Source organism: Nonomuraea sp. NPDC049158 (assembly GCF_040648335.1).
In the GTDB taxonomy this organism is placed as follows: Bacteria; Actinomycetota; Actinomycetes; order Streptosporangiales; family Streptosporangiaceae; genus Nonomuraea.
The window spans coordinates 348,722-373,151 of record NZ_JBEZDM010000006.1; the positions used below are offsets into that span (position 1 = coordinate 348,722).

At 71.3% G+C, this 24,430-nt stretch carries 22 protein-coding genes; 11 read left to right on the plus strand and 11 right to left on the minus strand.

Annotated features, from left to right (window positions below; genetic code table 11):
• The gene (locus tag AB0B61_RS16935) at positions 1-960 is read right to left on the minus strand and encodes a hypothetical protein (RefSeq protein ID WP_358432303.1); all 960 of its coding nucleotides are present in this window, start codon (positions 958-960) and stop codon (positions 1-3) included.
• 86 nt (positions 961-1,046) lie between these two features.
• Between AB0B61_RS16935 and AB0B61_RS16940 the strand changes: the two genes are divergently transcribed.
• The gene (locus AB0B61_RS16940; protein ID WP_358432305.1) at positions 1,047-1,661 is read left to right on the plus strand and encodes a TetR family transcriptional regulator; all 615 of its coding nucleotides are present in this window, start codon (positions 1,047-1,049) and stop codon (positions 1,659-1,661) included.
• Here the strand turns inward: AB0B61_RS16940 and AB0B61_RS16945 are convergent.
• The gene (locus tag AB0B61_RS16945; RefSeq protein WP_358432307.1) at positions 1,610-2,761 is read right to left on the minus strand and encodes an MFS transporter; all 1,152 of its coding nucleotides are present in this window, start codon (positions 2,759-2,761) and stop codon (positions 1,610-1,612) included. The two genes, AB0B61_RS16940 and AB0B61_RS16945, sit on opposite strands and share 52 nt — an antisense overlap.
• An 83-nt stretch (positions 2,762-2,844) precedes the next feature.
• On the opposite strand from AB0B61_RS16945, the gene AB0B61_RS16950 reads away from it, so the two are divergent.
• From AB0B61_RS16950 to AB0B61_RS16960, 3 genes are read left to right on the plus strand one after another with little or no spacing between them, the layout of a single operon-like run.
• On the plus strand, positions 2,845-3,162 hold the full coding sequence (locus AB0B61_RS16950) for a metalloregulator ArsR/SmtB family transcription factor (protein ID WP_358432309.1): 318 nt from the start codon (positions 2,845-2,847) through the stop codon (positions 3,160-3,162).
• Positions 3,149-5,710: an ATP-dependent helicase HrpB gene (gene hrpB / locus AB0B61_RS16955; protein ID WP_358432311.1), complete on the plus strand. Its 2,562-nt coding sequence runs from the start codon at positions 3,149-3,151 to the stop codon at positions 5,708-5,710. The genes AB0B61_RS16950 and hrpB overlap by 14 nt, the downstream gene beginning before the upstream one ends.
• Before the next feature lie 25 nt (positions 5,711-5,735).
• Entirely contained in the window at positions 5,736-6,464 is a 729-nt protein-coding gene (locus tag AB0B61_RS16960) for a hypothetical protein (protein ID WP_358432313.1), read from the plus strand.
• A gap of 93 nt (positions 6,465-6,557) precedes the next feature.
• Here the strand turns inward: AB0B61_RS16960 and AB0B61_RS16965 are convergent, their stop codons facing one another.
• Positions 6,558-7,733 (minus strand): pyridoxal-phosphate dependent enzyme, encoded by a 1,176-nt coding sequence (locus tag AB0B61_RS16965; protein WP_358432315.1) that lies wholly within the window; start codon positions 7,731-7,733, stop codon positions 6,558-6,560.
• Positions 7,734-7,791: 58 nt separating this feature from the next.
• Between AB0B61_RS16965 and AB0B61_RS16970 the strand changes: the two genes are divergently transcribed.
• The 3 genes from AB0B61_RS16970 to AB0B61_RS16980 are packed head-to-tail and all read left to right on the plus strand — an operon-like array spanning position 7,792 to position 10,241.
• Positions 7,792-8,622: an SPFH domain-containing protein gene (locus AB0B61_RS16970; RefSeq protein WP_358432317.1), complete on the plus strand. Its 831-nt coding sequence runs from the start codon at positions 7,792-7,794 to the stop codon at positions 8,620-8,622.
• Positions 8,615-8,776 (plus strand): hypothetical protein, encoded by a 162-nt coding sequence (locus AB0B61_RS16975; protein WP_225294533.1) that lies wholly within the window; start codon positions 8,615-8,617, stop codon positions 8,774-8,776. The genes AB0B61_RS16970 and AB0B61_RS16975 overlap by 8 nt, the downstream gene beginning before the upstream one ends.
• Before the next feature lie 19 nt (positions 8,777-8,795).
• Positions 8,796-10,241, plus strand: coding sequence for an amidase (locus tag AB0B61_RS16980; protein WP_358432320.1), 1,446 nt, complete (start codon positions 8,796-8,798; stop codon positions 10,239-10,241).
• Positions 10,242-10,278: 37 nt separating this feature from the next.
• Here AB0B61_RS16980 and AB0B61_RS16985 read toward each other — a convergent pair whose 3' ends face one another.
• Positions 10,279-11,193, minus strand: a complete 915-nt coding sequence (locus AB0B61_RS16985) for a LysR substrate-binding domain-containing protein (RefSeq protein WP_358432322.1) — start codon at positions 11,191-11,193, stop codon at positions 10,279-10,281.
• A 71-nt stretch (positions 11,194-11,264) separates the two neighbouring features.
• On the opposite strand from AB0B61_RS16985, the gene AB0B61_RS16990 reads away from it, so the two are divergent.
• Entirely contained in the window at positions 11,265-12,581 is a 1,317-nt protein-coding gene (locus tag AB0B61_RS16990; protein ID WP_358432324.1) for an FAD-binding oxidoreductase, read from the plus strand.
• 35 nt (positions 12,582-12,616) lie between these two features.
• Here AB0B61_RS16990 and AB0B61_RS16995 read toward each other — a convergent pair whose 3' ends face one another.
• Genes AB0B61_RS16995 through deoC form a run of 4 tightly spaced genes read right to left on the minus strand, consistent with a single transcriptional unit; the run spans position 12,617 to position 16,007 of the window.
• A complete protein-coding gene (locus AB0B61_RS16995) occupies positions 12,617-13,465 on the minus strand; it encodes an aldehyde dehydrogenase family protein (protein ID WP_358432326.1) in 849 nt (282 codons plus the stop codon).
• Positions 13,458-13,652, minus strand: a complete 195-nt coding sequence (locus tag AB0B61_RS17000) for a hypothetical protein (RefSeq protein WP_358432328.1) — start codon at positions 13,650-13,652, stop codon at positions 13,458-13,460. Before AB0B61_RS17000 ends, AB0B61_RS16995 begins: the two co-directional genes overlap by 8 nt.
• A complete protein-coding gene (locus tag AB0B61_RS17005; RefSeq protein ID WP_358432330.1) occupies positions 13,645-15,075 on the minus strand; it encodes an aldehyde dehydrogenase family protein in 1,431 nt (476 codons plus the stop codon). The genes AB0B61_RS17000 and AB0B61_RS17005 overlap by 8 nt, the downstream gene beginning before the upstream one ends.
• A gap of 2 nt (positions 15,076-15,077) precedes the next feature.
• A complete protein-coding gene (deoC, locus tag AB0B61_RS17010) occupies positions 15,078-16,007 on the minus strand; it encodes a deoxyribose-phosphate aldolase (RefSeq protein WP_358432425.1) in 930 nt (309 codons plus the stop codon).
• 195 nt (positions 16,008-16,202) lie between these two features.
• Here deoC and AB0B61_RS17015 point away from each other — a divergent pair, with 195 nt between their 5' ends.
• Positions 16,203-16,349 (plus strand): hypothetical protein, encoded by a 147-nt coding sequence (locus AB0B61_RS17015; RefSeq protein WP_357649218.1) that lies wholly within the window; start codon positions 16,203-16,205, stop codon positions 16,347-16,349.
• A gap of 211 nt (positions 16,350-16,560) precedes the next feature.
• Entirely contained in the window at positions 16,561-19,416 is a 2,856-nt protein-coding gene (locus AB0B61_RS17020) for an AAA family ATPase (RefSeq protein ID WP_358432332.1), read from the plus strand.
• A 27-nt stretch (positions 19,417-19,443) separates the two neighbouring features.
• Here AB0B61_RS17020 and AB0B61_RS17025 read toward each other — a convergent pair whose 3' ends face one another.
• Positions 19,444-21,705 carry an excinuclease ABC subunit UvrA gene (locus AB0B61_RS17025; RefSeq protein WP_358432334.1) on the minus strand — a complete coding sequence of 754 codons (2,262 nt, stop codon included), beginning with the start codon at positions 21,703-21,705 and terminating at the stop codon, positions 19,444-19,446.
• A 61-nt stretch (positions 21,706-21,766) separates the two neighbouring features.
• Here AB0B61_RS17025 and AB0B61_RS17030 point away from each other — a divergent pair, with 61 nt between their 5' ends.
• Positions 21,767-22,555, plus strand: a complete 789-nt coding sequence (locus AB0B61_RS17030; RefSeq protein WP_358432336.1) for a TetR/AcrR family transcriptional regulator C-terminal domain-containing protein — start codon at positions 21,767-21,769, stop codon at positions 22,553-22,555.
• On the opposite strand, the gene AB0B61_RS17035 is transcribed toward AB0B61_RS17030, so the two are convergent.
• Positions 22,552-23,118 (minus strand): TMEM165/GDT1 family protein, encoded by a 567-nt coding sequence (locus AB0B61_RS17035; protein ID WP_358432338.1) that lies wholly within the window; start codon positions 23,116-23,118, stop codon positions 22,552-22,554. The genes AB0B61_RS17030 and AB0B61_RS17035 overlap by 4 nt on opposite strands.
• A gap of 224 nt (positions 23,119-23,342) precedes the next feature.
• A complete protein-coding gene (locus AB0B61_RS17040) occupies positions 23,343-24,377 on the minus strand; it encodes a UDP-N-acetylmuramate dehydrogenase (RefSeq protein WP_358432340.1) in 1,035 nt (344 codons plus the stop codon).
• Positions 24,378-24,430: the final 53 nt, after the last annotated feature.

The window sequence follows — 24,430 nt, forward strand, 5'->3', positions numbered from 1 at the left end:
TCACCGGCGTATGCGATGAGCCGCCTGGTGAGAGCTCGTACGGCGGCCGGGCAGCGCCAGGAGGACCACTCCGAGCAGCGCCCAGGCCGCCAGCACCACGAGCGGCGTCCCCAGCGCGGCCCCGTCGAAGTAGACGGTGTTGCGCACCGCCTCGCCCCCCGGTTCCACTGGCAGGAACCGGCCGATCGCGGCGTACCACTCGGGAATGAACCGCGCCCCGATCGGGCCTCCGCTGGCCGGCAGCCCGATCGGGATGAACAGCAGCGCCGCCAGCACCATCCCCCCGATGCCGATGGCCTTGAGCAGGCCCGAGACGACCAGCCCAATGGTCAGCACGATCCCCGCCGACACCACGACCAGCCAGCCGTATCGGCCGGGCAGGGCGCCGAGCACCACGTCCGCGAGCCAGGCATTGACCGAGGCCGCCACCAGGGCGCCCGCCACCAGCACCCCCACCCGCCGAGCCAGGCCGTGGCCGGGCGCGACCCGCGTGAGCAGCAGGGCCATCGCGAGGCCGGGCAGCACCAGGCTGAGCACGTAGAACATGCCGGAGGTGCCGCCCACGTCACCGGTGGCGAGCGGCACCGCGTCCTCCACCCGCAGCGCCCGGCCCTGTGTCCGCTCGGCGGCTTGGAAGGCCCCGGTGATCGCGGCGGCGCCCGCGCGCCCGCCCGCACTGGCCACCACGAGCCTGCCCTCCCGCGGGACCAGGATCGCGTCCACCTCCCGACCCAGCAGGGCCTCGCGGGCGACCTCGACGGAGGTGTATTCCCGCAGGTCGAAGGCGCCCGGCTTCTTGTACTCCATAGTCCCCGAGAGCTGGTTCACCAGCGTGTCCGGCCCGACCACCGCGACCGGCACGCCGTGCGGCTCCGGCTCGAAGAACGACCCGAGGAACGACCCGGTGAAGAGCATGCCGAGCAACGAGACCCCGACGAGCACGCCGATGATCTTCCTCATGTGGCTTCACTGTCTGTTGACTTCATCACTGTTGAATTCATCGCCGTGGAATTCTACATAGGTGAATTCCGTAGTTGAATGGGCCCATGGCCGAAGAACGCGGAAGGCGCCCGGGAAGCCCCCCGACCAGGGCATCGATCCTGGAGGCCGCGGTCGCCTCCTTCACCGCGCAGGGCTACGGGCAGACCACGATCAGGGCCGTGGCCCGCGCGGCGGGCGTCGATCCGGCGCTGGTGATGCACTTCTTCGGGAGCAAGGAGGGGCTGTTCCGCGCGGCGATCGAGCACAGCATGCCGGTCAGGCTGATGGCCGAGGCCCTCCACGGCGACCCGGAGCACATAGGCGAGCGGCTGGTGACCAGGTATCTGTCGCTCTGGGAGCATCCCGCGCACGGCCCGCGGCTGATCGCCATCCTGCAGGCGGCCGCCGCCACACCGGCCGCGGCCGACCTGGTGACGAACCTCACGCGGGTGGATCTGCTCGGGCCGCTCGCCGAGCGGCTGCCCGGCGACCACGCCGAGATCCGCGCGCTGCTCGCCGCGTCACAGCTGGTCGGCATGGCCATGTTCCGCTACGTGCTCAAGGTCGATCCGCTGGCCTCGCTGCCCGTGGACCGGGTGGCGGCCCTGGTGGCGCCCAACGTACAGCGCTATCTGACCGGCACGCTCTCGCTCGACGAGCTGACCGTCTCCGGCCGGTAGGTCACCAGCGTGAACAGCAGGGCCACCAGCGCGAGCCCGGTGGCCAGCACGATCACGCCCGCCCTGCCGTACCCGTCTAGCGCCAGGCCGCCGGCGATGCCCGCCACGAACAGCCCGACGTACTGCGCCGAGGACAGCAGCCCCAGACCGATCGGCACGTTGTGCGGCACGGCGGCGACGGTCCGGTACTGCTGCGCCGGCGCGACCAGCCACCCGAGCGCGCCCCAGCAGAGCGCCCACACCAGGGCGACGGGCAGGGCGAGGTTCGCGACCGGGATGAGCGCCAGGAACACCGTCGAGGCCGCCATGCCGATCAGCACCATCCGCCGCGGCCCGTACGTGTCGGTGAACCGCCCGCCGACCTGGTTGCCCACGACCCCGCCGATCCCCCACGCCCACAGGATGGCGGGCAGCGGCAGATCGAACAGCGAGCCGATATAGGTGTAGGCGGCGAACCCGGCGGCGAACATCAGCAGCTGCGTCGTCAGCACCGCCACCACCCGCCGGTCGGCCAGCGGGGCGAACCGGTCGGCCAGCCGTCCGGTGGCCTCGATCATGACATCGGGCACCACGGCGGCCACCCCGACGAAGCCGAGCACACCGAGCGCGACCACGAGCCAGATCGTGCTCCGCCAGCTCGACGCGGACCCGAGCCAGGTACCCAGCGGCACGCCGATCGCCGACGAGACGCTCAGGCCGCCCATCACCAGCGCGAGCGCGCGGCCACGGCGTTCGGGCGAGCTCAGCGCGTTGGCGACGCCGGAGGCGGTCGGCGTGAACATCGCCGCACCCGCCGCGGCGATGACGCGGGTGACCATCACCAGCGGGTACGTGGGCGCCAGCGCGGTCAACGTGTTGCCCGCCACGAACACGGCCAGCGCGATCAGCAGCACCCGCCGGCGCGACAGCCGCGCGGTCAGGGCGGCGAGCACCGGCGACAGCAACGCGTAGGCCAGCGCGAACACGGTCATCAGCTGACCGGCCGCCGATAACGAGACGTCCAGATCCTGTGAGATGGGGGTCAGCAGCCCAGCGGTGACGAACATACCGGTGCCGACGGCGAAATTCCCGAGCGCGAGAGGATAGAGCCGACTGCTCACTGAGTCTCCTTCAGTTTGATGCTCATCAAAGTGACCCATAGTTGGATTGTTGTCAAACAATGCGACGGAGGTAAGGTCGGACCATGCGCCTGCTCCCACATCCGGCCACTGCCGACATCCAGCTCACCGAGGTGTTGCGGGCGCTGTCCGATCCCATACGCATGGAGATCGCCGTCCGGCTCGCCGTGCGCGGCGAGATAACGTGCACCGAGGCGTGCGACGACCTAGGCGTCCACAAGTCGACGGCCTCACACCACTACCGGACGCTGCGCGAGGCCGGAGTGATCATGTCAAGGCAGGAGGGGCGGCTGAAGTACATCAGCCTGCGGCGCGACGGCCTCGACGCCCGCTTCCCCGGCCTGCTCGACGCGATCCTTTTGGCGGCCCATGTCCCGGTCTGAGAGGCGGCCCGCGTCTGACGGCCGCCCGCTACCCCAGACTGACGGGCGGCCAGCGTCCCCGGCTGACGGACCGCCCATCCGGCACGTCCTGCCCGAGCTGCTCGACGTGCTCGACCGCGCCGGGTCGGCCGTCCTGACCTCGCCGCCCGGCACGGGCAAGACCACCGTCGTCCCACTCGCCCTGGCATCGGCCGGGCTACGGGTGCTGGTGGCGGAGCCGCGGCGACTGGCCGTACGCGCCGCGGCCAAGCGGATGGGCGTCAGCTACACGATCCGCGGCGAACGGCACACCGGCGCGAACCCAATGGTGGAGGTCGTCACCACCGGCGTACTCCTGCAGCGGCTCCAGCGCGACCAGGAGCTTTCTGGCGTGGACGTGGTGATGCTCGACGAATGCCACGAACGCCACCTCGACGCCGACACCGCGCTCGCTTTCCTGCTCGACGTACGGGACACGCTCCGCCCCGACCTGCGCCTCCTCGCCGCCTCGGCCACCGCGGACGCCGTCCCCTGGTCCCGCCTGCTCGGCGACGCGCCGATCGTGCACGCGTCGGGGGCGACACACCCCGTCGAGATCGTGTGGACGCCCCCGGCACGCCCGATCGCCCCACCACACGGCCTCCGGGTCGATCCCGCACTGCTCTCGCATGTGGCTCAGGTCGTACGGCAGGCGCTGGCGGAACGGGAGGGCGACATCCTGTGCTTCCTGCCCGGCACGGGCGAGATCGCCAGGGTGGCCGCCCTGCTCGGCGGCGGGCTCTCGGACGGTGTCGAGGTGCTTCAGGTGCATGGGCAGGCGCCGGCGCGGGTCCAGGACGCGGTGCTGTCGCCCGGATCGACGCGCCGGGTGGTGCTGGCCACGTCGGTGGCGGAGTCGAGCCTGACCGTGCCGGGAGTGCGGGTGGTGGTGGACTCGGGCCTGGCCAGGGAGCCGCGCACCGACCACGCCCGGGGACTCGGCTCGCTCACCACCGTACGGGTCTCGAAGGCGTCGGCCGACCAGCGCGCCGGCCGGGCCGGGCGGGAGGCTCCCGGCACGGTGTACCGGTGCTGGACGTCGGCGGAGCACGAGCGGCTCGCCGACCACGCACGGCCGGAGATCGCCCTGGCTGACCTCACGGGCTTCGCACTCCAGGCCGCCTGCTGGGGCGACCCGGACGCCTCAGGCCTCGCCTTGCTCGATCCGCCACCACCCGCCGCGATGACCGCCGCCACCCGCACCCTCCACACCCTGGGCGCCCTGGAACCGACCCCTGGCACCGCGACGCCCTCGTACGCGCCGGACGACGACACCGACCAGGTGATGTGGCGGGTGACCGCGCGAGGACGGCGGATGGCACTGGTCGGCGTGCACCCGCGCCTGGCCAGAGCGCTCCTCGACCTCGGGCCGCGCGCCGCCGAGGTGGTGGCGCTCCTGTCCGACCAGCTCCCCCGCGACGCGGGTGACGACCTCGTGGAGATCTGGCGCTCGGCCCGCCACGGCCGCGACGGCTTCACCGCCCGCTGGCGCCAGGAGGTCCGCCGCCTCACAAGAAGCACCCCACCCGCGGACCGGCGCACCCCACCCCCAGGCCGACAGGCCGCACCACCGGACGGGCGGGAGCTGACCGACGACGCCCTGGCCGGGCTGGCCGTGGCGTTGGCGTTTCCCGAGCGGGTGGCGCGGCGGCGGGGTGGCGGATACCTGATGGCGTCCGGCACCCAGGCGCAGTTGGCCGAGGGGTCGCGGCTCGGCGAGGCGAAGTGGCTGGCCGTGGCGGTGGCCGACCGTCCCACCGGCTCGGCCTCCGCCCGGATCCGGCAGGCCGTGGTGATCGACGAGGAGACCGCCAGGCTGGCGTTCCCGGTGACCGCTGAGGAGGAGATCGCGTGGCGGACCCCGCCGGGCGAGCGCCGCGGCGACGTGTCCGCCCGAGTCGTCGAGCGGCTCGGCGCGATCGAGCTCTCCGCCACCCCGCTCAAGAACGCCGACGTACGCGAGGCCATCCTGTACGGCCTGCGCACCGAGGACGTACTGACCTGGACCAAGGAGGCCACCGCGCTCAGGGACCGTCTGGCGTTCTGCCATCGCGAGCTGGGCGACCCGTGGCTCCCGATGGACGACCTGGCGGAGATCGCCGAACGCTGGCTGGAGCCCGAGCTGTCCCGCGCCCGTCGCCGAGCCGACCTGGAGCGCATCGACGTGGCCACCGCCCTGAAACGGCTGATCCCGTGGAGCCGGCGGCTGGACGAGGTGGCGCCCGAGCGCTTCGCGGTGCCCAGCGGTTCTCGCGTCCGTGTGGACTATTCGGGCGGGCAACCGGTGCTGGCGGTCAAGCTGCAGGAGCTGTTCGGCTGGACGGAGACGCCGAAGATCGCGGGCGTGCCGCTCCTCGTACACCTGCTCTCCCCCGCCGGACGCCCGGTGGCGGTCACCGCGGACCTTGCGTCGTTCTGGCGCGAGGGCTACCGTGCGGTCCGCGCGGAGCTACGCGGCCGCTACCCCCGTCACCCCTGGCCGGAGGACCCGCTCACGGCGGCCCCCACCCGCCGCGCGAACCCGAGATGACCCCCGCGACCGAACGGGAGCCGCGATGACCGATGACCGGCTGCTTGAGGCGGCGCGCAACAACGCCGAGTGGTGCGACGCGGTGTGCCGCTCGCACGGGTCCCCCGGCACGTTCAGCGCGCTGAGCTGGACCAACCCCGGCGTCACCCCGACTTACTATCCCGATGCCGTCACCCTCTCCCCGGAGGGGACGTGGGCCGACCTGCTGGCCGGGGTCGAGGGCAAGCGGAGCGCCTCGGTGAAGGACAGCTTCGCCGTGCTCCAGCTGCCGCCCGGGTGGGACCTGCTGTTCGAGGCCGAGTGGATCCACCGCCCGGCCCCCACGACGACCGGCGAGGCCATCACGCCCACGGCGACCGGCGTGACCATCTCCCCGGCGGCAACCGGGGACGTCATCGCTTGGGAGGCGGTCCGCGACGCGGGCACGCTCCGCGACTGGGAGCGCGCCTGTTTTCCGGCGGATGACACAGATCTGTTCCGGCCGCCGCTGCTGGGCGAGGTCACCGTGCTGGCGGGCCGGATCGGCGGCGACATCGTGTGCGGGTCCGCGCTCAACGCGAGCGGCAGTGTCGTGGGCGTCTCGAACGTGTTCGCCTTGGGCTGCGACCTGAACGCCGCCTGGTCGGGCACGGTGGCCCTGGCGGCCGAGCTGTTCCCCGGCCGCCCACTGGTCGGCTACGAGACCGACCCGGCCCCCGCGTCCCGGCACGGCTTCACCCCGATCGGCCCGCTCCGGGTGTGGCTGAAGGCGTGACCCCGGACGCGCCGCCCCGACCCGGCGGCGCCACAGCGGACCTCAGCGCACATCGCCAGGCCATGGACGACCTCACCGCATGCACAGACGACCTCACCGCACGTCGTCCATGGTCGGGTTCGTCAGTACCTCGACCCTCTCCGACCCCACCCCCACATCCTTGAACCCGCTGGACGTGGCGACACAGACCACCGGCCCGTCGAAGTCCCGCCCCAGCTTGCGGTAGGCGGCCAGCCCGGCGGCTCCCGAGAGCTCCTGCCACAGCCCCTGCCTGGCCAGCGCCCGCTGGGCCGAACGCATCTCCTCGTCAGTCACCAGCAGCGCCTCGCCGTCACTGTCGCGCACCGCCCGTACGCCCCGATGCCCGCCCACCGAGCCGCCGATGCCGTACGCGTCGGTGTGCCCGAGCGAGACGATCGCGGCCGGCGCTCCCGTGGCGACGGCCCGCGCGTGAGGGCCGCCCGCGGCGGGCTCGCAGGAGAACATGCGGGGTGTCGTGCCCGTCAGCCCGAGCCGGCGCAGCTCGGTGAACCCCTTCCAGACCCCGTACAGCAGCTCCGCGTAGCCCGTCGGCGCGAACACCGCCGCCGGTACCCCGCCGAGCTGCAGGAACAGCTCGTACGCGATCGTCTTATAGCCCTCGGTCCCGAACGGGTGCCCGGTGTGGGTGACGGTCAGGTTGCTGACCGGGTGGTAGCCGAGCCGGTCCACGATCTCGCGCATCAGCGGCCAGCGCGCCTCGACCGGCACGGCGAGCACCTTGGCCCCGTACGCGCGGACCAGCGAATGGACGGCGGGCGGCGCGTCGGCCGAGGCGAGCACGATGGCGGGCAGGCCGGCGCGAGCGGCGTACGCGGCGGCCGAGGCGCCGTGGTTGCCCGACGAGGCCACCACCACGCCGGGCGCCCCCGCGCCCACGGCCGCGCTGACCGCGACCCGGTTGAGCCGGTCCTTGTGCGACCAGGTGGGGTTGCGCGACTCGTCCTTGACGTACACGCCTTCCAGCGGGATCAGCGGCGTGCCGCCCTCGCCCAGCGTGGGCGCGTGCAGTGGCGGCAGCAGCGGTGACCAGCGCGCGAGGTCGGGGCCCGGCTCCTGTTCGAACAGGGTCGCGCTGACCCGGGCGTAGTCGTAGTCGACCTCGACCGGATAGGCCAATGACGCGGTGCTCGTCTTGGGGCAGCCGCGGGTCAGCGGCGGCCACAGCGGATACGTGATCGAGGGGTCGCCCAGAGAGCGCTGGCCGGTGGCCAGGGATGGTCCGTTCACGCGGCCCAAGCCTAGACGCGCTATCATTGTGATATCACTTCGATAGCAAGGAGTCGGGATGCAACGATACGCTTTCCGCCTGAACGGTTTCCTGGTCCTCCTCGTGCTGCTGGTGCTCGCCGCCGTGGCGGCCATCGGCTCGCCGGAGGTTCTGGGCATCGGGTGGATCGTCCTCTTCGCGCTGGTCGCCAGCGGGTTCACCGTGGTCAACCCGAACGAGGCGAAGGTGGTGCAGTTCTTCGGCCGCTACATCGGCACGGTCGAGGACGCGGGCTTACAGTGGGTGCTGCCGTTCACCAACAAGACCACGATCACGCTGCGGGTCCGCAACTTCGAGACGGCCAAGCTCAAGGTCAACGACGCCGACGGCAACCCGGTCGAGATCGCCGCGGTGGTCGTCTACAAGGTGGACGACGCGGCCAAGGCCAAGTTCTCGGTGGACGACTATGAGGACTACGTCGAGATCCAGTCGGAGGCGGCCGTACGCCACCTGGCCACCACGCACCCCTACGACTCGCACGAACCCGGCCGCACCAGCCTGCGCGACGGCACGGAGGTGGCCGCCGAGCTCACCGCCGAGCTGCGCGAGCGCACCGAGCTGGCCGGGATCGAGGTGCTGGAGGCGCGCATCACGCACCTCGCCTACGCTCCCGAGATCGCCCAGGCCATGCTGGTCCGCCAGCAGGCAGCACAGGTCGTGGCGGCGCGCACCCGAATCGTCGAAGGCGCTGTGGGCATGGTCCAGCTCGCGCTCGATAGGCTGGCCGCCGAGCAGGTGGTGGAGCTGGATGAGGAGCGTAAGGCGCAGATGGTCTCCAACCTTCTGGTCGTCCTGTGCGGCGACCGGGCGATCCAGCCGGTGGTGAACACCGGCAGCCTCTATGCCTGAGCGCAAGAAGCTCCTGCTGCGCCTCGATCCGGCCGTCTACGACGCCCTCGCCAAGTGGGCGGCCGACGATCTGCGCAGCGTCAACGCGCAGATCGAGTTCGCGTTGCGGCTCGCGCTGAAGCAGGCCGGCCGGGAGCCTCGCAACGAAGGGTGAAAAGCCGCACACTTTAAGCATGTTGTGGACAGGCAGGTCCGCCATCGAGATCGCGACGGCCGTACGTCAGGGTGAGGTCACGGCCGCGGCCGTCGTCGAGGAACACCTCCACGCGATCGCCGAGCGCGATCCAGGGGTGGGGGCGTTCCGGCTGGTCAGGGAGCGGGCCGTGGATGAGGCGCGGGCCGTGCAGAAGCGCCGCGACCTGGCGGAACTGCCGCTGGCGGGCGTGCCCGTCGCGGTGAAGGACAACCTGGAGGTCGCGGGCGAGGCCACCCGCGGCGGATCCGCCGCGACGGCGGACACTCCCGCGCCCAAGGACCACGAGACGGTCGCCCGGCTGCGCGCGGCCGGCGCGGTGGTCGTCGGCCTGACGAACCTGCCCGAGCTGGGCCTGGTCGCCTTCGGCGACAGCGCCTTTGGCACCGTGCGCAACCCCTGGAACCTGGCCCGTACGGCCGGCGGCTCGTCGGCGGGCAGCGCCGCGGCGGTGGCGGCCGGGATGGTGCCGGTAGCGCTGGGCAACGACGGGATGGGCTCGCTGCGCATACCCGGGGCATGCTGCGGGGTGTACGCCATCAAGCCGGGTACGGGCCTCGTACCACCGCCGACGGAGACCTGGGGCGGCCTCACCGAGAACGGCCCGCTGGCCAGGAACGTAGCCGACCTGGCGCTGATGCTCTCCGTCCTGGCCGCCGACGAGGGTCTGGCCGAGTCCTGGCGCGGCGGCGAGCGGATCGAGCCGCGGCCGCGCATGCTCCGCTCGGTCTGGGCGGATGACGACGACGAGGTCTGGGCGCCCCGGCCACCGCAAGACACCCCGGAGCCCTTCGACCTGCGCGTGGCCTACGCCCCGCAGCCGCTGCCGGTGGGCCTGCCGATGGACCGGGAGTTCCAGGCGGCGGTACGCGCGGCGGCCGAGACCCTCAGGATCGCCGGGCACACGGTCGTCGAGCACGGCCCGCGCCTGCCGTCCGCCCTCGGCCCCGCCACGATCGCCACCTGGCTGACCCGCGCCTCCGGGGCGGCCGCCGGCCTCGACCGCAGGCGCCTGGAGCCGCGCACCCGTGCGCTGGCCCGCGCGGGCCGGGTGCTCCACGCGCTCAGGCTGGACGGCGAGCGGGGCCGCGCCCGCTGGCACGGCTACGGCGCCGATCAGTGGTTCGGTGACGCCGACGTGCTGATCACGCCGACACTGGCCCGGATTCCGCCGAAGGCCGACCGCTGGGGCGAGCGCGGGCTCTCGCGCAACCTGCTGGCCAACGTCAGGTACGCGCCCGCCACCGGCGCCTGGAACATGTGCGGCTGGCCCGCGCTCACCGTTCCCATCGCCACCCACTCCAGCGGCCTGCCGATCGGCGTCCAGCTCATCGCCCCACCCGGCGGCGAGCCGCAACTCCTCGGCCTGGCCGCCCAGCTGTCGGCAGCGCACCCGCCGGTCCGGCCGCGCGGCTACTCAAGCTGACCCCGGCGGACGAACCGACCCTGCGAACACGGTCGATTCAGCTGAAGTCGGGCAGTCGGTGGCGGGCGTGGTCGATGAACGCCCGCGCGGCGGGCCCCGACGGCCCCGTGGCCCGCCAGATGAGCGCCATCCGGCCGCGCAGCCGCGGCTCGGTGATCTCCAGTACGTGCAGGTCGTCCTTCGCGACGGTGACCGCCGACTCGGGCAGTACGGCCAGGCCGAGCCCTTTGGCGGCGAGCTGCCCCAGCACGTACGGCTCGCTGGCCTCGAAGGCGACATGCGGCGTGAACCCGGCGGCGGCGCACGCCTCGTCGAGCGCGGCCCGCAGGCCGGTGCCGCGCGGCAGGCAGATCAGCGCCCGGTCTGCCAACTCCCGCAGCGTGATCGCGGGCTTCCCCACCAAGTCGTGAGCGACCCCTACGGCGGGCTCGTGGGTGAGCCCGACGGCGGCCACCAAAGCCTGGTCGATCACCACCTGCGCGTCGAGCCCCGGCGGCACGCTCGATCCGATGCCGATGAGGCCAAGGTCCATCCGCCCCACCCGCACCGCCTCGATCAGGCTCTCCGGATCGGACTCCTGCAGCGAGATCTCCACGGACGGATACCGATCATGAAAGTCGGCCAGCAGCCCCGGCAGGTCGAGCACGGAGGGCGCCGAGACGGTGCCCATCACGACGTGCCCGCGCAGCAGCCCGGTCATCTCGTCGACGACCAGCCGGGCGCCGGCGACCGCCGCGAGCGCGGCCCGCGCGTACGGCAGCACGGCCTCCCCCACCTCGGTGAGACGCACCTGCCGCGCCGAGCGGTCGAACAGCGGCTGGCCCAGCTCCCGCTCCAGCTGCCGGATCTGCGCGCTCACCCCGGGCTGGGCCACGTGGAGCCGGGCCGCGGCCCGGGTGAAGCCCGCCTCCTCCGTCACGGCCACGAAGTACTCAAGCTGTCGGAGCTCCATAACAAATCATGCTAGCAGCCAGACAATCCATCTCTTTGACTTCTGGATGGGCCGGACACAGGCTGAAGCGCATGGACATGCTGAAGGGCCCGGTGTTCCGACCGGGTGATGAGGGATATGACGACGAGCGGGCCGGTTTCCAGGCCCTCGCCCGGCACCGGCCGGACGTGATCGTCGGTGCGACGGACGCCGCCGACGTACGCGCGGCCGTGGCCATGGCGGCGGCGAACGGGCTACCGGTGGCCGTGCAGGCCACCGGGCACGGCATGCCGATGGCGGCCGAGGGTGGCCTGCTCATCAGCACCCGCAGGATGACCGGCGTACGGGTGGATCCCGAGACCGCGACGGCCAGGATCGAGGCGGGCGTGCGCTGGGCGCGGGTCATCGAGGAGGGGGCCCGCCACGGGCTGGCCCCGCTGTCCGGCTCGGCCCCGTCCGTCGGCGCCGTGTCCTACACGCTCGGCGGCGGGCTCGGGCTCATGGCCCGCCGCTATGGCTACGCCGTCGACCAGGTGCGCGCCGTCGAGGTGGTCACCGCCGATGGCGTACTCAGGGAGGTGACGGCCGCGACGGAGCCGGACCTGTTCTGGGCGCTGCTCGGCGGGCGCGGCAACTTCGGCGTGGTCACGGCGCTGGAGATCGGGCTGGTCCCGGTGACCGCCCTGTACGGGGGCGGCCTGTTCTTCGATCTCGCCACCGACGTGGTGCGGCGCTGGGCGGAGTGGACACGGGACCTGCCCGAGGAGATGACCTCGTCCATCGCGGTGATCCCGTTCCCGGACGCCCCGCAGGTGCCCGAGGTGTTCCGCGGCCGCCGCGTCGGCCACGTGCGGATCGCGTACACGGGCGGCCCGGAGGAGGGCGAGCGCCTGCTGGAGCCGCTGCGCGCGATCGGGCCCCGGCTCGTGGACTCGGTGAAGGAGCTGCCGTACACCGAGTCGGGCAGCATCCACAACGACCCGGCCGAGCCGATGGCCTACTACGCCACCCACTCGCTGCTGCGCGAGCTGCCCGCGCGGGCCGTGGACGCGCTGCTGGAGACGGAGCGCCTCATCCTGGAGATCAGGCATCTGGGTGGCGCGCTGGACAAGCCGGGCCTCGGGCCCGTGGTCAACCGCGACGCCCAGTATCAGGTCGGCGTCCTGTCCCGGCTCGCGCCGGGCGGTGACCCCGGCGAGGTGCGCCCGCTCCACGACGGCGTCCGCGAGGCCCTGTCGCCGTGGGACACCGGAGGCCGCGGCCTCAACTTCCTGTACGGCGAGAACACCGCGCCCGCCCAGGTCCGTCTGGCCTACGACCCGGAGGACTACCGGCGGCTCGCCGCGCTGAAGGCCGTGTGGGATGCCGGCAACCTGTTCCGGCTCAACGCCAACATCCCACCGGCGTGACGGCGCTCAACGCCAACATCCCACCCGCCTGACGGTCAGACCCCCATCGGGTGCCAGACCGTCTTCGTCTCCAGGAAACGCGTCATGCGGGTGAGGGCCGGCGCCGCCCGCCAGTCCTCCTCCGGTGACGGGCGCAGGACCCGCTTGAGGTTCTCCGCCGCCGCCTGCTCGCAGGTCAGCGCCAGCTCGGCGTCGGACACGCCGGTCAGGTCCAGCCCGTTGACGTCCATGTGGGCCGCCAGCCAGGGCGCGAGCTCCTTCTGATGACCCGTGAGGACATTGACGACGCCGCCCGGCAGGTCCGAGGTGGCCAGCACCTCCGCCAGGGTGATGGACGGCAGTGGCGTCCGCTCGGAGGCGATCACGACGCACGTGTTGCCCGTCACGATCGCCGGCGCGATCACCGAGATCAGCCCCACCAGCGGGTCCTCGGGCGCGACGACGCCGACGACGCCCGTGGGCTCCGGCGAGGAGAGGTTGAAGTACGGGCCGGCGACCGGGTTGGCCGTGCCGTGCACGGAGGCGATCTTGTCCGACCAGCCCGCGTACCAGACCAGCCGGTCGACCGTGGCGTCCACGGCCTCCAGCGCCGCCTTCTTGCCGCCGCCCAGCTCCTCGGCGAACTGCGCGCGGCGGCCCTCCAGCATCTCGGCGATCCGGTAGAGGATCTGGCCCCGGTTGTAGGCCGTGGCGCCCGACCAGCCGGGGAACGCCTTGCGCGCCGCCACCACGGCGTCACGGACGTCCTTGCGGGAGGCCCGCGAGGCGTTGGCGAGGAAGTCGCCCTTGGGCGAGGTCACGGCGTAGGACCTCCCGCTCTCGGAGCGCGGGAACGCCCCGCCGATGTACAGCTTGTACGTCTTGCGAACGGCCAACCTACTCATCGCCGCGCCCCCTCCGCATGGTCTCCTCCGACATCTCGACCGGCACGAAGACCTGGCCGCACCGGCTCACCCCGCAGCGGTGGGCGTACCAGCCGGTGCGTACGGGCCTTCCGGCGCGGGCGAAGGCGTGGCCGCGCGTGGCCTGCGCCCGCCGTCTACCCCGGCGGGAACGGCGGTGCTCACACATCAAGGTAGGCCTCCAACCCGAGCAGCCCGCCCTCTCGGCCGTATCCGGACTCCTTGTACCCGCCGAACGGCGCGGCCGGGTCGAACCGGTTGAACGTGTTGGCCCAGACCACTCCGGCCCTGAGCTTGTCGGCCATCCACAGGATGCGCGAGCCCTTCTCCGTCCAGATCCCGGCCGACAGCCCGTACGGCGTGTTGTTGGCCTTCTCCACGGCCTCGGCCGGGGTGCGGAACGTCAGCACCGACAGCACCGGGCCGAAGACCTCCTCCCGGGCGATGCGGTGCGACTGTGCCACGCCGGTGAAGACGGTCGGCGGGAACCAGAAGCCCTTGTCGGGCAGGTCGCAGGCGGGCGACCAGCGCTCGGCCCCCTCCTGCTCGCCGAGGTCGCTGAGCGAGCGGATCTTCGCCAGCTGCTCGGCCGAGTTGATCGCGCCGATGTCGGTGTTCTTGTCGAGCGGGTCGCCCAGCCGCAGCGTGCCGAGGCGCCGCTTGAGCGCCGTCAGCAGCTCGTCCTGGATCGACTCCTGCACCAGCAGCCGGGAGCCCGCGCAGCACACGTGCCCCTGGTTGAAGAAGATGCCGTTGACCACGCCCTCCACGGCCTGGTCGAGCGCGGCGTCGTCGAAGACGATGTTCGCGGCCTTGCCGCCCAGCTCCAGCGTGAGCTTCTTGCCGGTGCCCGCGACGGTCCGGGCGATGATCCGGCCGACCTCGGTGGAGCCGGTGAAGGCCACCTTGTTCACGTCGGGGTGGGCGACCACGGCGGCGCCGGTCTCACCCGCTCCCGTGACGATGTTGACGACACCGGGCGGCAGGTCGGCCTGCTGGCAGATCTCCGCGAACAGCAGCGCCGTCAGCGGCGTGGTCTCGGCCGGCTTCAGCACCACCGTGTTGCCGCAGGCCAGCGCCGGGGCGATCTTCCAGGCCAGCATGAGCAGGGGGAAGTTCCACGGGATGACCTGCCCGGCGACGCCGAGCGGCCGGGGGTCCGCGCCGAACCCGGCGTACTCCAGCTTGTCGGCCCAGCCGGCGTAGTAGAAGAAGTGCGCGGCGACGAGCGGCAGGTCCACGTCGCGCGACTCGCGGATGGGCTTGCCGTTGTCGAGCGACTCCAGCACGGCCAGTTCGCGGGCGCGTTCCTGGATGATGCGGGCGATCCTGAACAGGTATTTGGCCCGTTCGGTGCCCGGCATCGCGCTCCAGACCCCGAAGGCCTTGCGCGCGGCCTGTACGGCCCGGTCGACGTCGTCGGAGGAGGCCGTGGCGACCTCCGCCAGCTTCTCCTCCGTCGCCGGGTTGATCGTCTTGAAGGCGGAGCCGGAGCCGTCCGCGAACTCGCCGTTGATGAACAGCCCGTACGACGGCTTCAGATCGACGATGTCGCGCGACTCGGGCGCCGGTGCGTATGCGAAGCTCGCCATCATCAGTCCAAGGTGAAGTAGTCGGGGCCCGCGTAACGGCCGGTCGTGAGCTTCTGGCGCTGCATCAGCAGGTCGTTCAGCAGCGACGAGGCGCCCAGCCTGAACCAGTCGGGCGACAGCCAGTCCTCGCCCGCCGTCTCGTTGACCAGCACGAGGTTCTTGATGGCGTCCTTGGTGGTGCGGATGCCGCCGGCCGGCTTCACGCCGACCTGCCGGCCCGTCTGGTCGCGGAAGTCGCGGACCGCCTCCAGCATGATCATCGTCACCGGCGGCGTGGCGGCCGGGGCCACCTTCCCGGTGGAGGTCTTGATGAAGTCGGCGCCGGCCAGCATCGCCAGCCAGGAGGCCCGCCGTACGTTGTCGTAGGTCGACAGCTCGCCGGTCTCGAGGATCACCTTCAGGTGGGCGGAGCCGCAGGCGGCCTTCACCGCGACGATCTCCTCGTACACCTTGAGGTAGTCGCCGGACAGGAACGCGCCGCGGTCGATCACCATGTCGATCTCGTCGGCGCCGGCGGCGACGGCGAGCGCGGTGTCGCTCACCTTGACCTCCAGCGAGGTACGCCCGCTCGGGAAGGCGGTCGCCACGGAGGCGACCTTCACCCCCGAGCCGCGCAGCGCGCCGGCGGCCACGGCCACCAGGTCGGGATAGACGCAGACGGCCGCCACCCGGGGCGCTCCCTCGCCGGGGTGCGTCGCCTTGGTGCACATCGCACGGACCTTCCCGTGCGTGTCCGCGCCCTCGAGCGTGGTGAGGTCGACCATCGAGATGGCCAGGTCGATCGCCATGGCCTTGGCGCTGGTCTTGATGGAGCGGGTGCCGAGCATCGCCGCTCGCTGGTCCGCGCCGACCCGGTCGACACCGGGCAGGCCGTGCAGGAATGCTCGCAGCGTCGCGCCGGACAAGCCGACGTCGGCGAGCGAGGTAGTCACAGTTGACACCTCCACAGGATCGCCGACCAGGTGGGCTACCTCCAAACCGGATCTCTAAGGCGGCATAGGCGCCCCTCCTAGGTACTGCCTGGCCTGGAGTTTCCCGGGAGATAGGGCATCCGCCCGATGTGGCGGGTGGGGCCTTAGCCCGAACCTTAAGAGTGTCAGCAAGACACAAGAAGGAGACACACCATCATGAGTCCCGAGATCGAATACCAGATCATGAAGAGCCACGTCAACGAGCTGCGCCAGGCCGCCGCGCGACACCGTCAGGTACGCGAGGCACTGGAGGGCAACAAGTCCGAGCGCCGCTCGCTGTTCGGCAAGCGCCGCTCCTCATGACCGCCCCACAAGCGCCCGGCCGCGACCTCCCTCGCGGCCGGGCCACCGTCCCTCCCTAGGACCGCACCTCCGAAGGCGGCATCCGAATCGAGACGGTCTCGTGACGAACCCCGGAGAACCCATCGCGGCCACCGCACCAGCGGCCAAGCCGCGCGGCAACTGCCGCTAAATGCGTCGAAAGCGACTGGTGAGGCATGACATGCTGGACGACATGCTGGGACGTTCGGTAAGTCCCGTCTTCGTGGGGCGGGAAGAGGAGCTCACGACTCTCTCTCAAGCCTTCGACGAGGCCCGGAAGGGCGCCGCGACAGCCGTGCTGGTCGGCGGTGAGGCGGGAGTCGGCAAGACCCGGCTGGTGCAGCGCTTCGCCGAGCAGGCGGCGCGGAGCGGCGCTCATGTGCTGTACGGCGGGTGCGTCGAGCTCTCCACGGAGGGCCTGGCCTACGCGCCGTTCACGGCTGCCCTGAGGCAGCTGGTCAGAGAGCAGGGCACCACCCAGATCGCCGCGCTGCTGCCGGGCGGCGCCGAACGCGACCTGGCCCGGCTGCTCCCCGAGTTCGGCGAGCCCAGCGGCGACGGCGAGACCGACACGGGGCGGGCCCGCCTGTTCGAGCAGTTCCTGACACTCCTCCAACGGCTGGCCGGCAACCGGCCGACGATCCTGCTCATCGAGGACATCCACTGGGCCGACCGGTCCAGCCGCGACTTGATCGCCTTCCTCAGCCGCAATCTCGGCACCGCGCAGATATTGATCGTCATGACCTACCGCTCCGACGATCTGCACCGGCAGCATCCGCTCCGGCCGGTGCTCGCCGAGCTGGGCCGGGTCAGCAGCGTGCTCAGGCTCGACCTGCCCCGCCTGTCCAGGGACGAGGTCGCCCTGCAGATGGCCGGGATCCTCGGCATCGACCCCGACTACCCCAAGGTGGAGAAGGTCTACGAGCGCAGCGAGGGCATCCCGCTGTTCGTCGAGGCCCTGCTGGACTGCGGCGAGGACTGCGCGTTCCCCGAGTCGATGCAGGACCTGATACTCGGCTCGGTCGAGCGGCTGCCCGAGGAGACCCAGCGCGTGCTGCGTATCGCCGCCGCGGGCGGCATCAGGGTCGGCCACGCCCTGCTCGCCGCGGTCAGCGGCCTGTCCGACCTGGAGCTGGAGGCCGCGCTGCGGTCGGCCATCGCCGGGAACGTGCTGCAGATCGCCGACAACCGCGCCTACGTCTTCAGGCACTCCCTCATCCGCGAGGCCGTACACGACGAGCTGCTGCCCGGCGAGCACCAGCGGCTGCACTCGCGCTACGCCGAGGAGATCTCCCGCGACCGCAAGCTGGTGCCACCGGGCCGGGCCGCCGTGGAGCTGGCCCACCACTGGTACGGCGCGCGCAACGACCTCTGGGCGCTGATCTCGGCCTGGGAGGCGGCCCGGAAGTCGTTCGGGGCCTTCGCGTACACCGAGGCGATCCCGCTGCTCGAACGCGTACTCATGCTGTGGGACCGGGTCCCGGACGCGGCCGAGCGCATCGGCGCCGACCACACGGCGGTGCTCGAACGGGCTAGCGAGGCCGCCCTCGCGGGCGGCGAGCTCGACCGGGGCATCAAGTTCGTCAAGGCGGCCCTGGCGCAGCTCGACGAGACCCAGGAGCCGGCCCGGGTCGCCACGCTGATCGTGCGCTGGGCCAATCTCAAGATCTACAAGGGCAAGTCGGGCGTCCTCGACGACTTCCAGCACGCGCTGCGCCTGGTGCCCGAGCCGAACCTGGCCCGCGCGAGCGTCATCATGCCGATGAGCCAGCACCTGATGCTCCGCGGCGACGTCAAGGAGGGCACCCGGCTCATCGAGGAAGGTCTGCGCCTGAGCAGGGACCTCGGCGACAAGTGCCTCGAAGGAGACCTCCTGCTGAACCTGGCGCTCGGCCACTCGATCGACGGTGACACGGAGGCGACGCTGGCCACCAACCTGCGCGCGCTGGAAATGGGCCGTCAGGAGAGCTCGGGACGGCTCATCGCGCGGGCGATCGGCAACAACATCGACGCGCTGAGCGATCTGGGTCGCTCCGAGGAGGCCCTCGCGCTGGCCGACGAGGGCTGGCAGCTGGCCAAGCAGTACGGCCGGATGCGGGTCAACGGGCTGTTCATCCTGCTCAACAGGGCCGAGGCGCTGGAGGCCATCGGCCGCTGGGACGAGGCCCTGGACACCATCGGGGAGGCGCTCCGCTTCGGTCCCGTGCTGCGCACCTACAACCACCTGCTCCGCGTACGCGCCGACATCGCGCTGGCCAGGGGCGAACTCGCGGTCGTCGAAGGCATCCTGGCGGAGCTGGGCGTGCTCAAGGAGCGGTCCGAGGAGTTCCTTCAGGACATCACCAACAGCACCCGGCTGCGCATCGGCTGGCACCTGTTCAAGGGCGAGTCGCTGGCCGCGCTGGCCATGACCGAGCACATCCTGTCGTTGTCGTCGCAGTCCCCCAAGGCCATGCTGGGCTGGCGGCGGCTGTCCCTGCTCACCCTGGTCTGCGACACCGCCGAGGACGCCGAGCCCGACCGGGTCCGCGCGGTGCGCGAGCAGGCCGCCAAGGTCGCCGCGAGCCTCAAGGTCAGCGGGCCGGTGGCGGAGGCGTACAAACTGACCTACTCGCGCGACTTCGACGCGGCGGCGGCCGCCTGGGAGCGACTCAAGCGCCCGCACAACCAGGCCAAGGCCCTCGTCAGAGCGGCCACCGCGGTGGCGCGGTCGGGCGACAGGGAGGGCACGGCGACCCGGCTCGCCGTGGCCGCGCCGCTGGCCGCCGCGCTGCGGGCAACGCCGCTGATCGACGAGATCGACGCGCTATCCCGGCGCGTCGGCGTCGTCCAGCAGCAGGCGACCGTCCCCGAGTTGCTGACGCCGCGCGAGACGGAGGTGCTCCGGCTGGTGGCGCTGGGCCGTACGAACCGGGACATCGCCGCCGAGCTGTTCATCTCGGCCAAGACCGTCAGCGTGCACGTGTCCAACATCCTGGCCAAACTGGGCGTGACCACCCGCGGCGAGGCAGCGGCGGCCGCACACCGGCTCTCCCTGCTGTCTCGGTAGAAGCGAGCCTCCTCCGGCCGGGGCGCCTTAGGAGGCCAGGTCGCGGCGGAGGAACTCGGCGGTGTAGGAGCCGGTCGCCGCCAGCAGATCACGCGGCGTGCCCTCGAAAAGCACCTGGCCACCCTGCCCGCCGCCCTCGGGCCCGAGGTCGATGACCCAGTCGGCGTTCTTGACCACGTCCAGGTTGTGCTCGATGACGACGACCGAGTTCCCGGCGTCGACGAGCCGGTCCATGATGTCGAGCAGCCGCTTCACGTCCGACATGTGAAGCCCGGTGGTCGGTTCGTCCAGGACGTACACGGTGCCGCTCTTGTGCAGTTCAGTGGCCAGCTTGATGCGCTGGCACTCGCCGCCCGACAGCGTGCTGAGCGGCTGGCCGAGCGTGAGGTAGTCGAGCCCGACGTCGTTGACCGCCCGCAGCACCCGCCTGAGCTTCGGCTGCGGGAAGAACGCGTACGCCTCTGCCGCCGTCATCTCCAGTACGTCGCTGATCGACTTCCCGTCGAGCTTGTGCTCCAGCACCTCCGGCCGGAAGCGCCGCCCCTGGCAGTCCTCGCACGTGGACTTCAGCCCGTCCATGAACGCCAGGTCCGTGTAGATGACACCGAGCCCCTGGCAGGCGGAACAGGCGCCCTTGGAGTTCGGGCTGAACAGCGAGGCGCTCACCGAGCCGGCCCGCGCGAACAGCCGCCGGATCTCGTCCAGCATCCCGGTGTACGTGGCGGGGTTGGAGCGGCGCGAGACGCTGACGGCCGACTGGTCGATGACCACCGCCTCGGGGTGCCGGCTCAGGAACACGTCGTTGACCAGCGTGCTCTTGCCGGATCCCGCGACTCCCGTCACGACGGTCAGCACGCCGGCGGGGATGTCGACGGTGACGTTCTTCAGGTTGTGCGTGCTCGCGCCGGCGATCGTCATCGCTCCCGTGGGGGGTCGGTAGTCGGTCTTCAGGGGTAGTCGCCGCTTCATGTACCGGGCGGTCAAGGTGCCGGCCTCGGGCAGCGCCGCCGCGCTGCCCTCGTACACCACCTGCCCGCCGTGCGTCCCGGCTCCGGGGCCGATGTCCACGACGTGGTCGGCGATCCCGATCACCTCGGGGTCGTGCTCGACGACGATGACCGTGTTGCCCTTGTCACGTAGCTTGCGCAGCAGCGTGTTGAGCCGTTCGACGTCGCGCGCGTGCAGCCCGACGCTCGGCTCGTCGAAGACGTACATCATGTCCGTGAGGCTGCTGCTGAGGTGCCGCACCATCTTGACGCGCTGTGACTCGCCGCCCGAGAGCGTGGCGGTCTCGCGGTCGAGACTGAGGTAGCCGAGGCCGATCGTGACGAGGTCGCGCACCCGGTCGATCAGGCTCGCCACCACGGGAGCGCCCACCGGGTCGGTGAATCCGGCCAGCACCTCCACGAGCTCGGTGGCCTCCATCGCGGCGAGCCGGGCGATGTTGAAGCCGTCGATCTCGCAACCGAGCACGTCCTGGTTGAGCCGGGCGCCCGCGCACAGCGGGCAGGTGGCCGTCGTGACGTACTCCTGGAAGAGCCGGCGGTTGGCCTCGGACATCTCGGCGACGTCCTTCTTGATGTACAGGCGGGTGAACCGCGCCACCAGGCCCTCGTAGCTGGAGTTGATCGTGCCGCCCTGCCACTCCAGCGGCACCTTGGTCTGGGCGCCGTGCAGCAGCGTCGCCCATTCCCGCTCGTCGTAGTCGGCCAGCCTCTTGTCGTTGTCGAACAGGCCGGAGCTGGCGTAGATCTTCCAGTACCAGGTGCCGACGGCGAAGTGCGGGTGCAGGAGGGCACCTTCGTTCAGCGACCGGGACCTGTCCAGGAAGACGTCGAGGTCGAGCGCGACCGTCCTGCCCAGGCCCTCGCATTCAGGGCACATGCCCTGAGGGTCGTTGAAGGAGAAGGCGTTGGAGTAGCCGACGAACGGCTTGCCGACCCGCGAGAACAGCAGTCTCAGCAGCGAGTAGATGTCACTGATCGTGCCGACGGTCGAGCGCGAGCCGCCCCCGAGCCGCTTCTGGTCGACCACGATCGCGGCGGACAGGTTCTCGATCACGTCGACGTCCGGCTGCCCGTACTTCGGCAGCCTGTTGCGGGCGAAGGCGGTGAAGGTCTCGTTGAGCTGACGCTGCGCCTCGGCGGCGAGGGTGTCGAACACGATGGACGACTTCCCGGACCCGGATACGCCGGTGAAGACGGTGATCTGCCCCTTCGGGATGCTCAGGGAGATGTCGCGGAGATTGTTCTCGCGCGCGCCGATGATCTGGATACGGGACGTCTGCAACGCCACTCCTCGCCCTCGATAAACTCCGTACGCCGTACATCGTACTACGTACGGAGTTATGTTGAGTGAGAAGATGGATGACGTGCCGCCCACGATCGCCCGGACCAGCGCCGGAGACCCCGCCCGCACCATAGAGCTGCTCTGGCGGCAGCCGGGAGCACGGCCGGCGCAGCGCGGGCCACGTCAGGGCCACACGGTCGACGAGGTCGTCGCGGCCGCGATCGCCGTCGCCGACGAGGAGGGCCTCGACGCCACGACGATGCGGCGGGTCGCCCAGACGCTCGGGATCGGCACCATGTCGCTCTACACGTACGTGCCGGGCAAGGCCGAGCTGCTCGACCTCATGCTCGACACGGTCCTCGGCCAGATGCCGCGCCCCGACCTGTCGGAGTTGCCGTGGCGGGCGCGGCTGGAGGCGGTGGCGCGGGCCAACCTCACGGTGTACGAACGGCACCCGTGGATGCTCGCCGTGTCCACCACACGACCGCCGCTCGGCCCGGGGGTCTTGGCCAAGTACGAGCATGAGCTGCGGGCCTTCGAAGGGCTCGGCCTGGGCGACGTGGAGATGGACGCCGCCCTGGCCTACCTGCTCGGCTTCGTGCACTCCTGCGCCCGCTCGGCCGCCGACCAGCGGGCCGCCCAGAGCGAGGCGATGACGGATGAGCAGTGGTGGGCCGTCAGCTCCCCGCTGCTCGCCCGCGTCTACGACGAGGCCGCCTATCCGACGGCCAGCCGGGTCGGCGCGGCCGCCGGAGCCGCCAACAACGCCGCCTACAGTGCTGACCACGCCTACGAGTTCGGCCTCCAGCGCGTCCTGGACGGCCTCCAGGTCCTCATCGAACGACGCTAGACGACCGCATCGATCAGCAGCGCCACTCCGAAGATCGCGAACACGGCGGCGGCGCCATACCTGATCGCCTTCTCCGGCAGGTGCTTGCCCAGCAGGCGGCCCACCACGATCGCGAGGGCGTCGGCGGCGACCATGCCCACCGTGGACCCGATCCAGGTGCCCAGCCAGCCGTGCTGCGTCGCCAGCGTGATGGTGGCCAGCATGGTCTTGTCACCCAGCTCGCTCAGGAAGAACGCCACCGTCACCGCGACCACGGCGTTCCTGGTGGTGCGCCGGGCCTTGTTCGACTCCTCGTCCGTCAGCTCGTCACCGCGCAGCGTCCACAGGGCGAACCCCAGGAAGGCGAGGCCGGCCACGACGGAGATGGCTGTGGTGGGCAACGCGTCGCCGATCAGTCCGCCGACCGCGACGCTGACGAGGTGCACGGCGGTCGTCGCGATCGTGATGCCGGCCAGCACCGGCCAAGGCTTGAAACGGGTGGCGAACGTCATCGCCATGAGCTGGCTCTTGTCACCCATCTCGGCCACGAAAATGACCGCGAGGCTGATCCAGAACGCTTCCAACTGTCCTCTTCCGCGCGACCGAGCCGGAAGCAGGCACCCAGGGAGGTTTTCGGGCACGACTTCGGCCCGGTAGCGTCTTTATCTATAGCTACCAGGCCGAAGGTCTCGTCCGCCCGTACAGGCCCGCGTGACCGGGCGCGCAAGCGCGCCAGCATGTCGATCACGCGATTGGGACTACTCCCCTTCGGTAATTCCGAACAACCATAACAGCGGCCCGCAGGGACCTATTCCAGCGAGCAGCCGACCAGCACCGGCTCGTTGACGAGCGTGACGCCGAACTTCTCCAGCACCCCGTCACGCACCTCCCCGGCCAGCAGCAGCAGGTCGGACGTGGTGCCCGTGCCGTTGGGGTTGGTCAGGGCCAGCGTGTGCTTGGTGGAGATGCGGACCGGGCCGCGTTCGTAGCCCTTGGGGTAGCCCGCCTGCTCGATCAGCCAGGCGGCGGGCACCTTGACCAAGCCATCCGGCATGTCCCAGCGCGGATGACCGGGGGCTCGCGCCGCCAGCTCCTCGGCCTCGGCGGCCGACAGGACCGGGTTGGTGAAGAACGACCCGGCGCTGCGGGTGTCGGGATCGGCCGGGTCGAGCACCATGCCCTTGCCGCGCCGCAGCTCCAGCACCGCTCGACGAGCCTGGTCGAGCGGCACGCGGGCGCCCGGCTCGACGCCGAGCCGGGTGGCCAGCTCCTGGTAGGCCACGGGACCCGACAACTCCGAGACGTCGAGCGCGTACGTCACGCCGAGCACCACATGCCGCGCCAGATCCCGCTTGAACGCGCTGTCGCGGTAGGAGAAGCCGCACTGCCGCGCCTCCAGGTCGACCACCTGCCGCGTCCTGCGGTCGTAGGCGCGTACGCACCTGATGGTCTGGGCCACTTCCTGGCCGTAGGCGCCGACGTTCTGGATCGGGGTCGAGCCCACGAGCCCCGGAATGCCGGACATGCACTCGATGCCGGACCAGCCCTCGGCCACCGCGCGGGTGACCAGACCGTCCCAGTCCTCGCCCGCCTCAACCGTGACCAGCACCTCGTCGCCGTCACGGGAGACGGACACGCCCTGGGTGACGACCCGGATGACCAGCCCGTCGAACCCCTCGTCGGCGACCACCAGGTTGCTCCCGCCGCCGAGCACCAGGGTGGGCTGGGCCTGCCGGTCGGCCTCGGCCACAAGGGAGACGAGGTGCTCCGCCGTAGTGGCCTCGACGAATTCGCGGGCGGGGCCGCCCAGCCCCAGGGTGGTGTACGGCGCGAGGTTCTCCATGGGGCACAAGCTTATGAGGCCCTCGGCATGCCCAGCACCTTGTCGTGGTTCCG

Coding starts and splice junctions, on each gene's coding strand:
- hrpB (WP_358432311.1), top strand. CDS start 3,149: ATGTCCCGGTCTGAGAGGCGGCCCGCGTCTGACGGCCGCCCGCTACCC.
- AB0B61_RS16935 (WP_358432303.1), bottom strand. CDS start 960: ATGAGGAAGATCATCGGCGTGCTCGTCGGGGTCTCGTTGCTCGGCATG.
- AB0B61_RS16995 (WP_358432326.1), bottom strand. CDS start 13,465: ATGAGTAGGTTGGCCGTTCGCAAGACGTACAAGCTGTACATCGGCGGG.
- AB0B61_RS16960 (WP_358432313.1), top strand. CDS start 5,736: ATGACCGATGACCGGCTGCTTGAGGCGGCGCGCAACAACGCCGAGTGG.
- AB0B61_RS16975 (WP_225294533.1), top strand. CDS start 8,615: ATGCCTGAGCGCAAGAAGCTCCTGCTGCGCCTCGATCCGGCCGTCTAC.
- AB0B61_RS17005 (WP_358432330.1), bottom strand. CDS start 15,075: ATGGCGAGCTTCGCATACGCACCGGCGCCCGAGTCGCGCGACATCGTC.
- AB0B61_RS16980 (WP_358432320.1), top strand. CDS start 8,796: ATGTTGTGGACAGGCAGGTCCGCCATCGAGATCGCGACGGCCGTACGT.
- AB0B61_RS16940 (WP_358432305.1), top strand. CDS start 1,047: ATGGCCGAAGAACGCGGAAGGCGCCCGGGAAGCCCCCCGACCAGGGCA.
- AB0B61_RS16950 (WP_358432309.1), top strand. CDS start 2,845: ATGCGCCTGCTCCCACATCCGGCCACTGCCGACATCCAGCTCACCGAG.
- AB0B61_RS17000 (WP_358432328.1), bottom strand. CDS start 13,652: ATGTGTGAGCACCGCCGTTCCCGCCGGGGTAGACGGCGGGCGCAGGCC.
- AB0B61_RS16985 (WP_358432322.1), bottom strand. CDS start 11,193: ATGGAGCTCCGACAGCTTGAGTACTTCGTGGCCGTGACGGAGGAGGCG.
- AB0B61_RS17040 (WP_358432340.1), bottom strand. CDS start 24,377: ATGGAGAACCTCGCGCCGTACACCACCCTGGGGCTGGGCGGCCCCGCC.
- AB0B61_RS17020 (WP_358432332.1), top strand. CDS start 16,561: ATGCTGGGACGTTCGGTAAGTCCCGTCTTCGTGGGGCGGGAAGAGGAG.
- AB0B61_RS17015 (WP_357649218.1), top strand. CDS start 16,203: ATGAGTCCCGAGATCGAATACCAGATCATGAAGAGCCACGTCAACGAG.
- AB0B61_RS16990 (WP_358432324.1), top strand. CDS start 11,265: ATGGACATGCTGAAGGGCCCGGTGTTCCGACCGGGTGATGAGGGATAT.
- AB0B61_RS16970 (WP_358432317.1), top strand. CDS start 7,792: ATGCAACGATACGCTTTCCGCCTGAACGGTTTCCTGGTCCTCCTCGTG.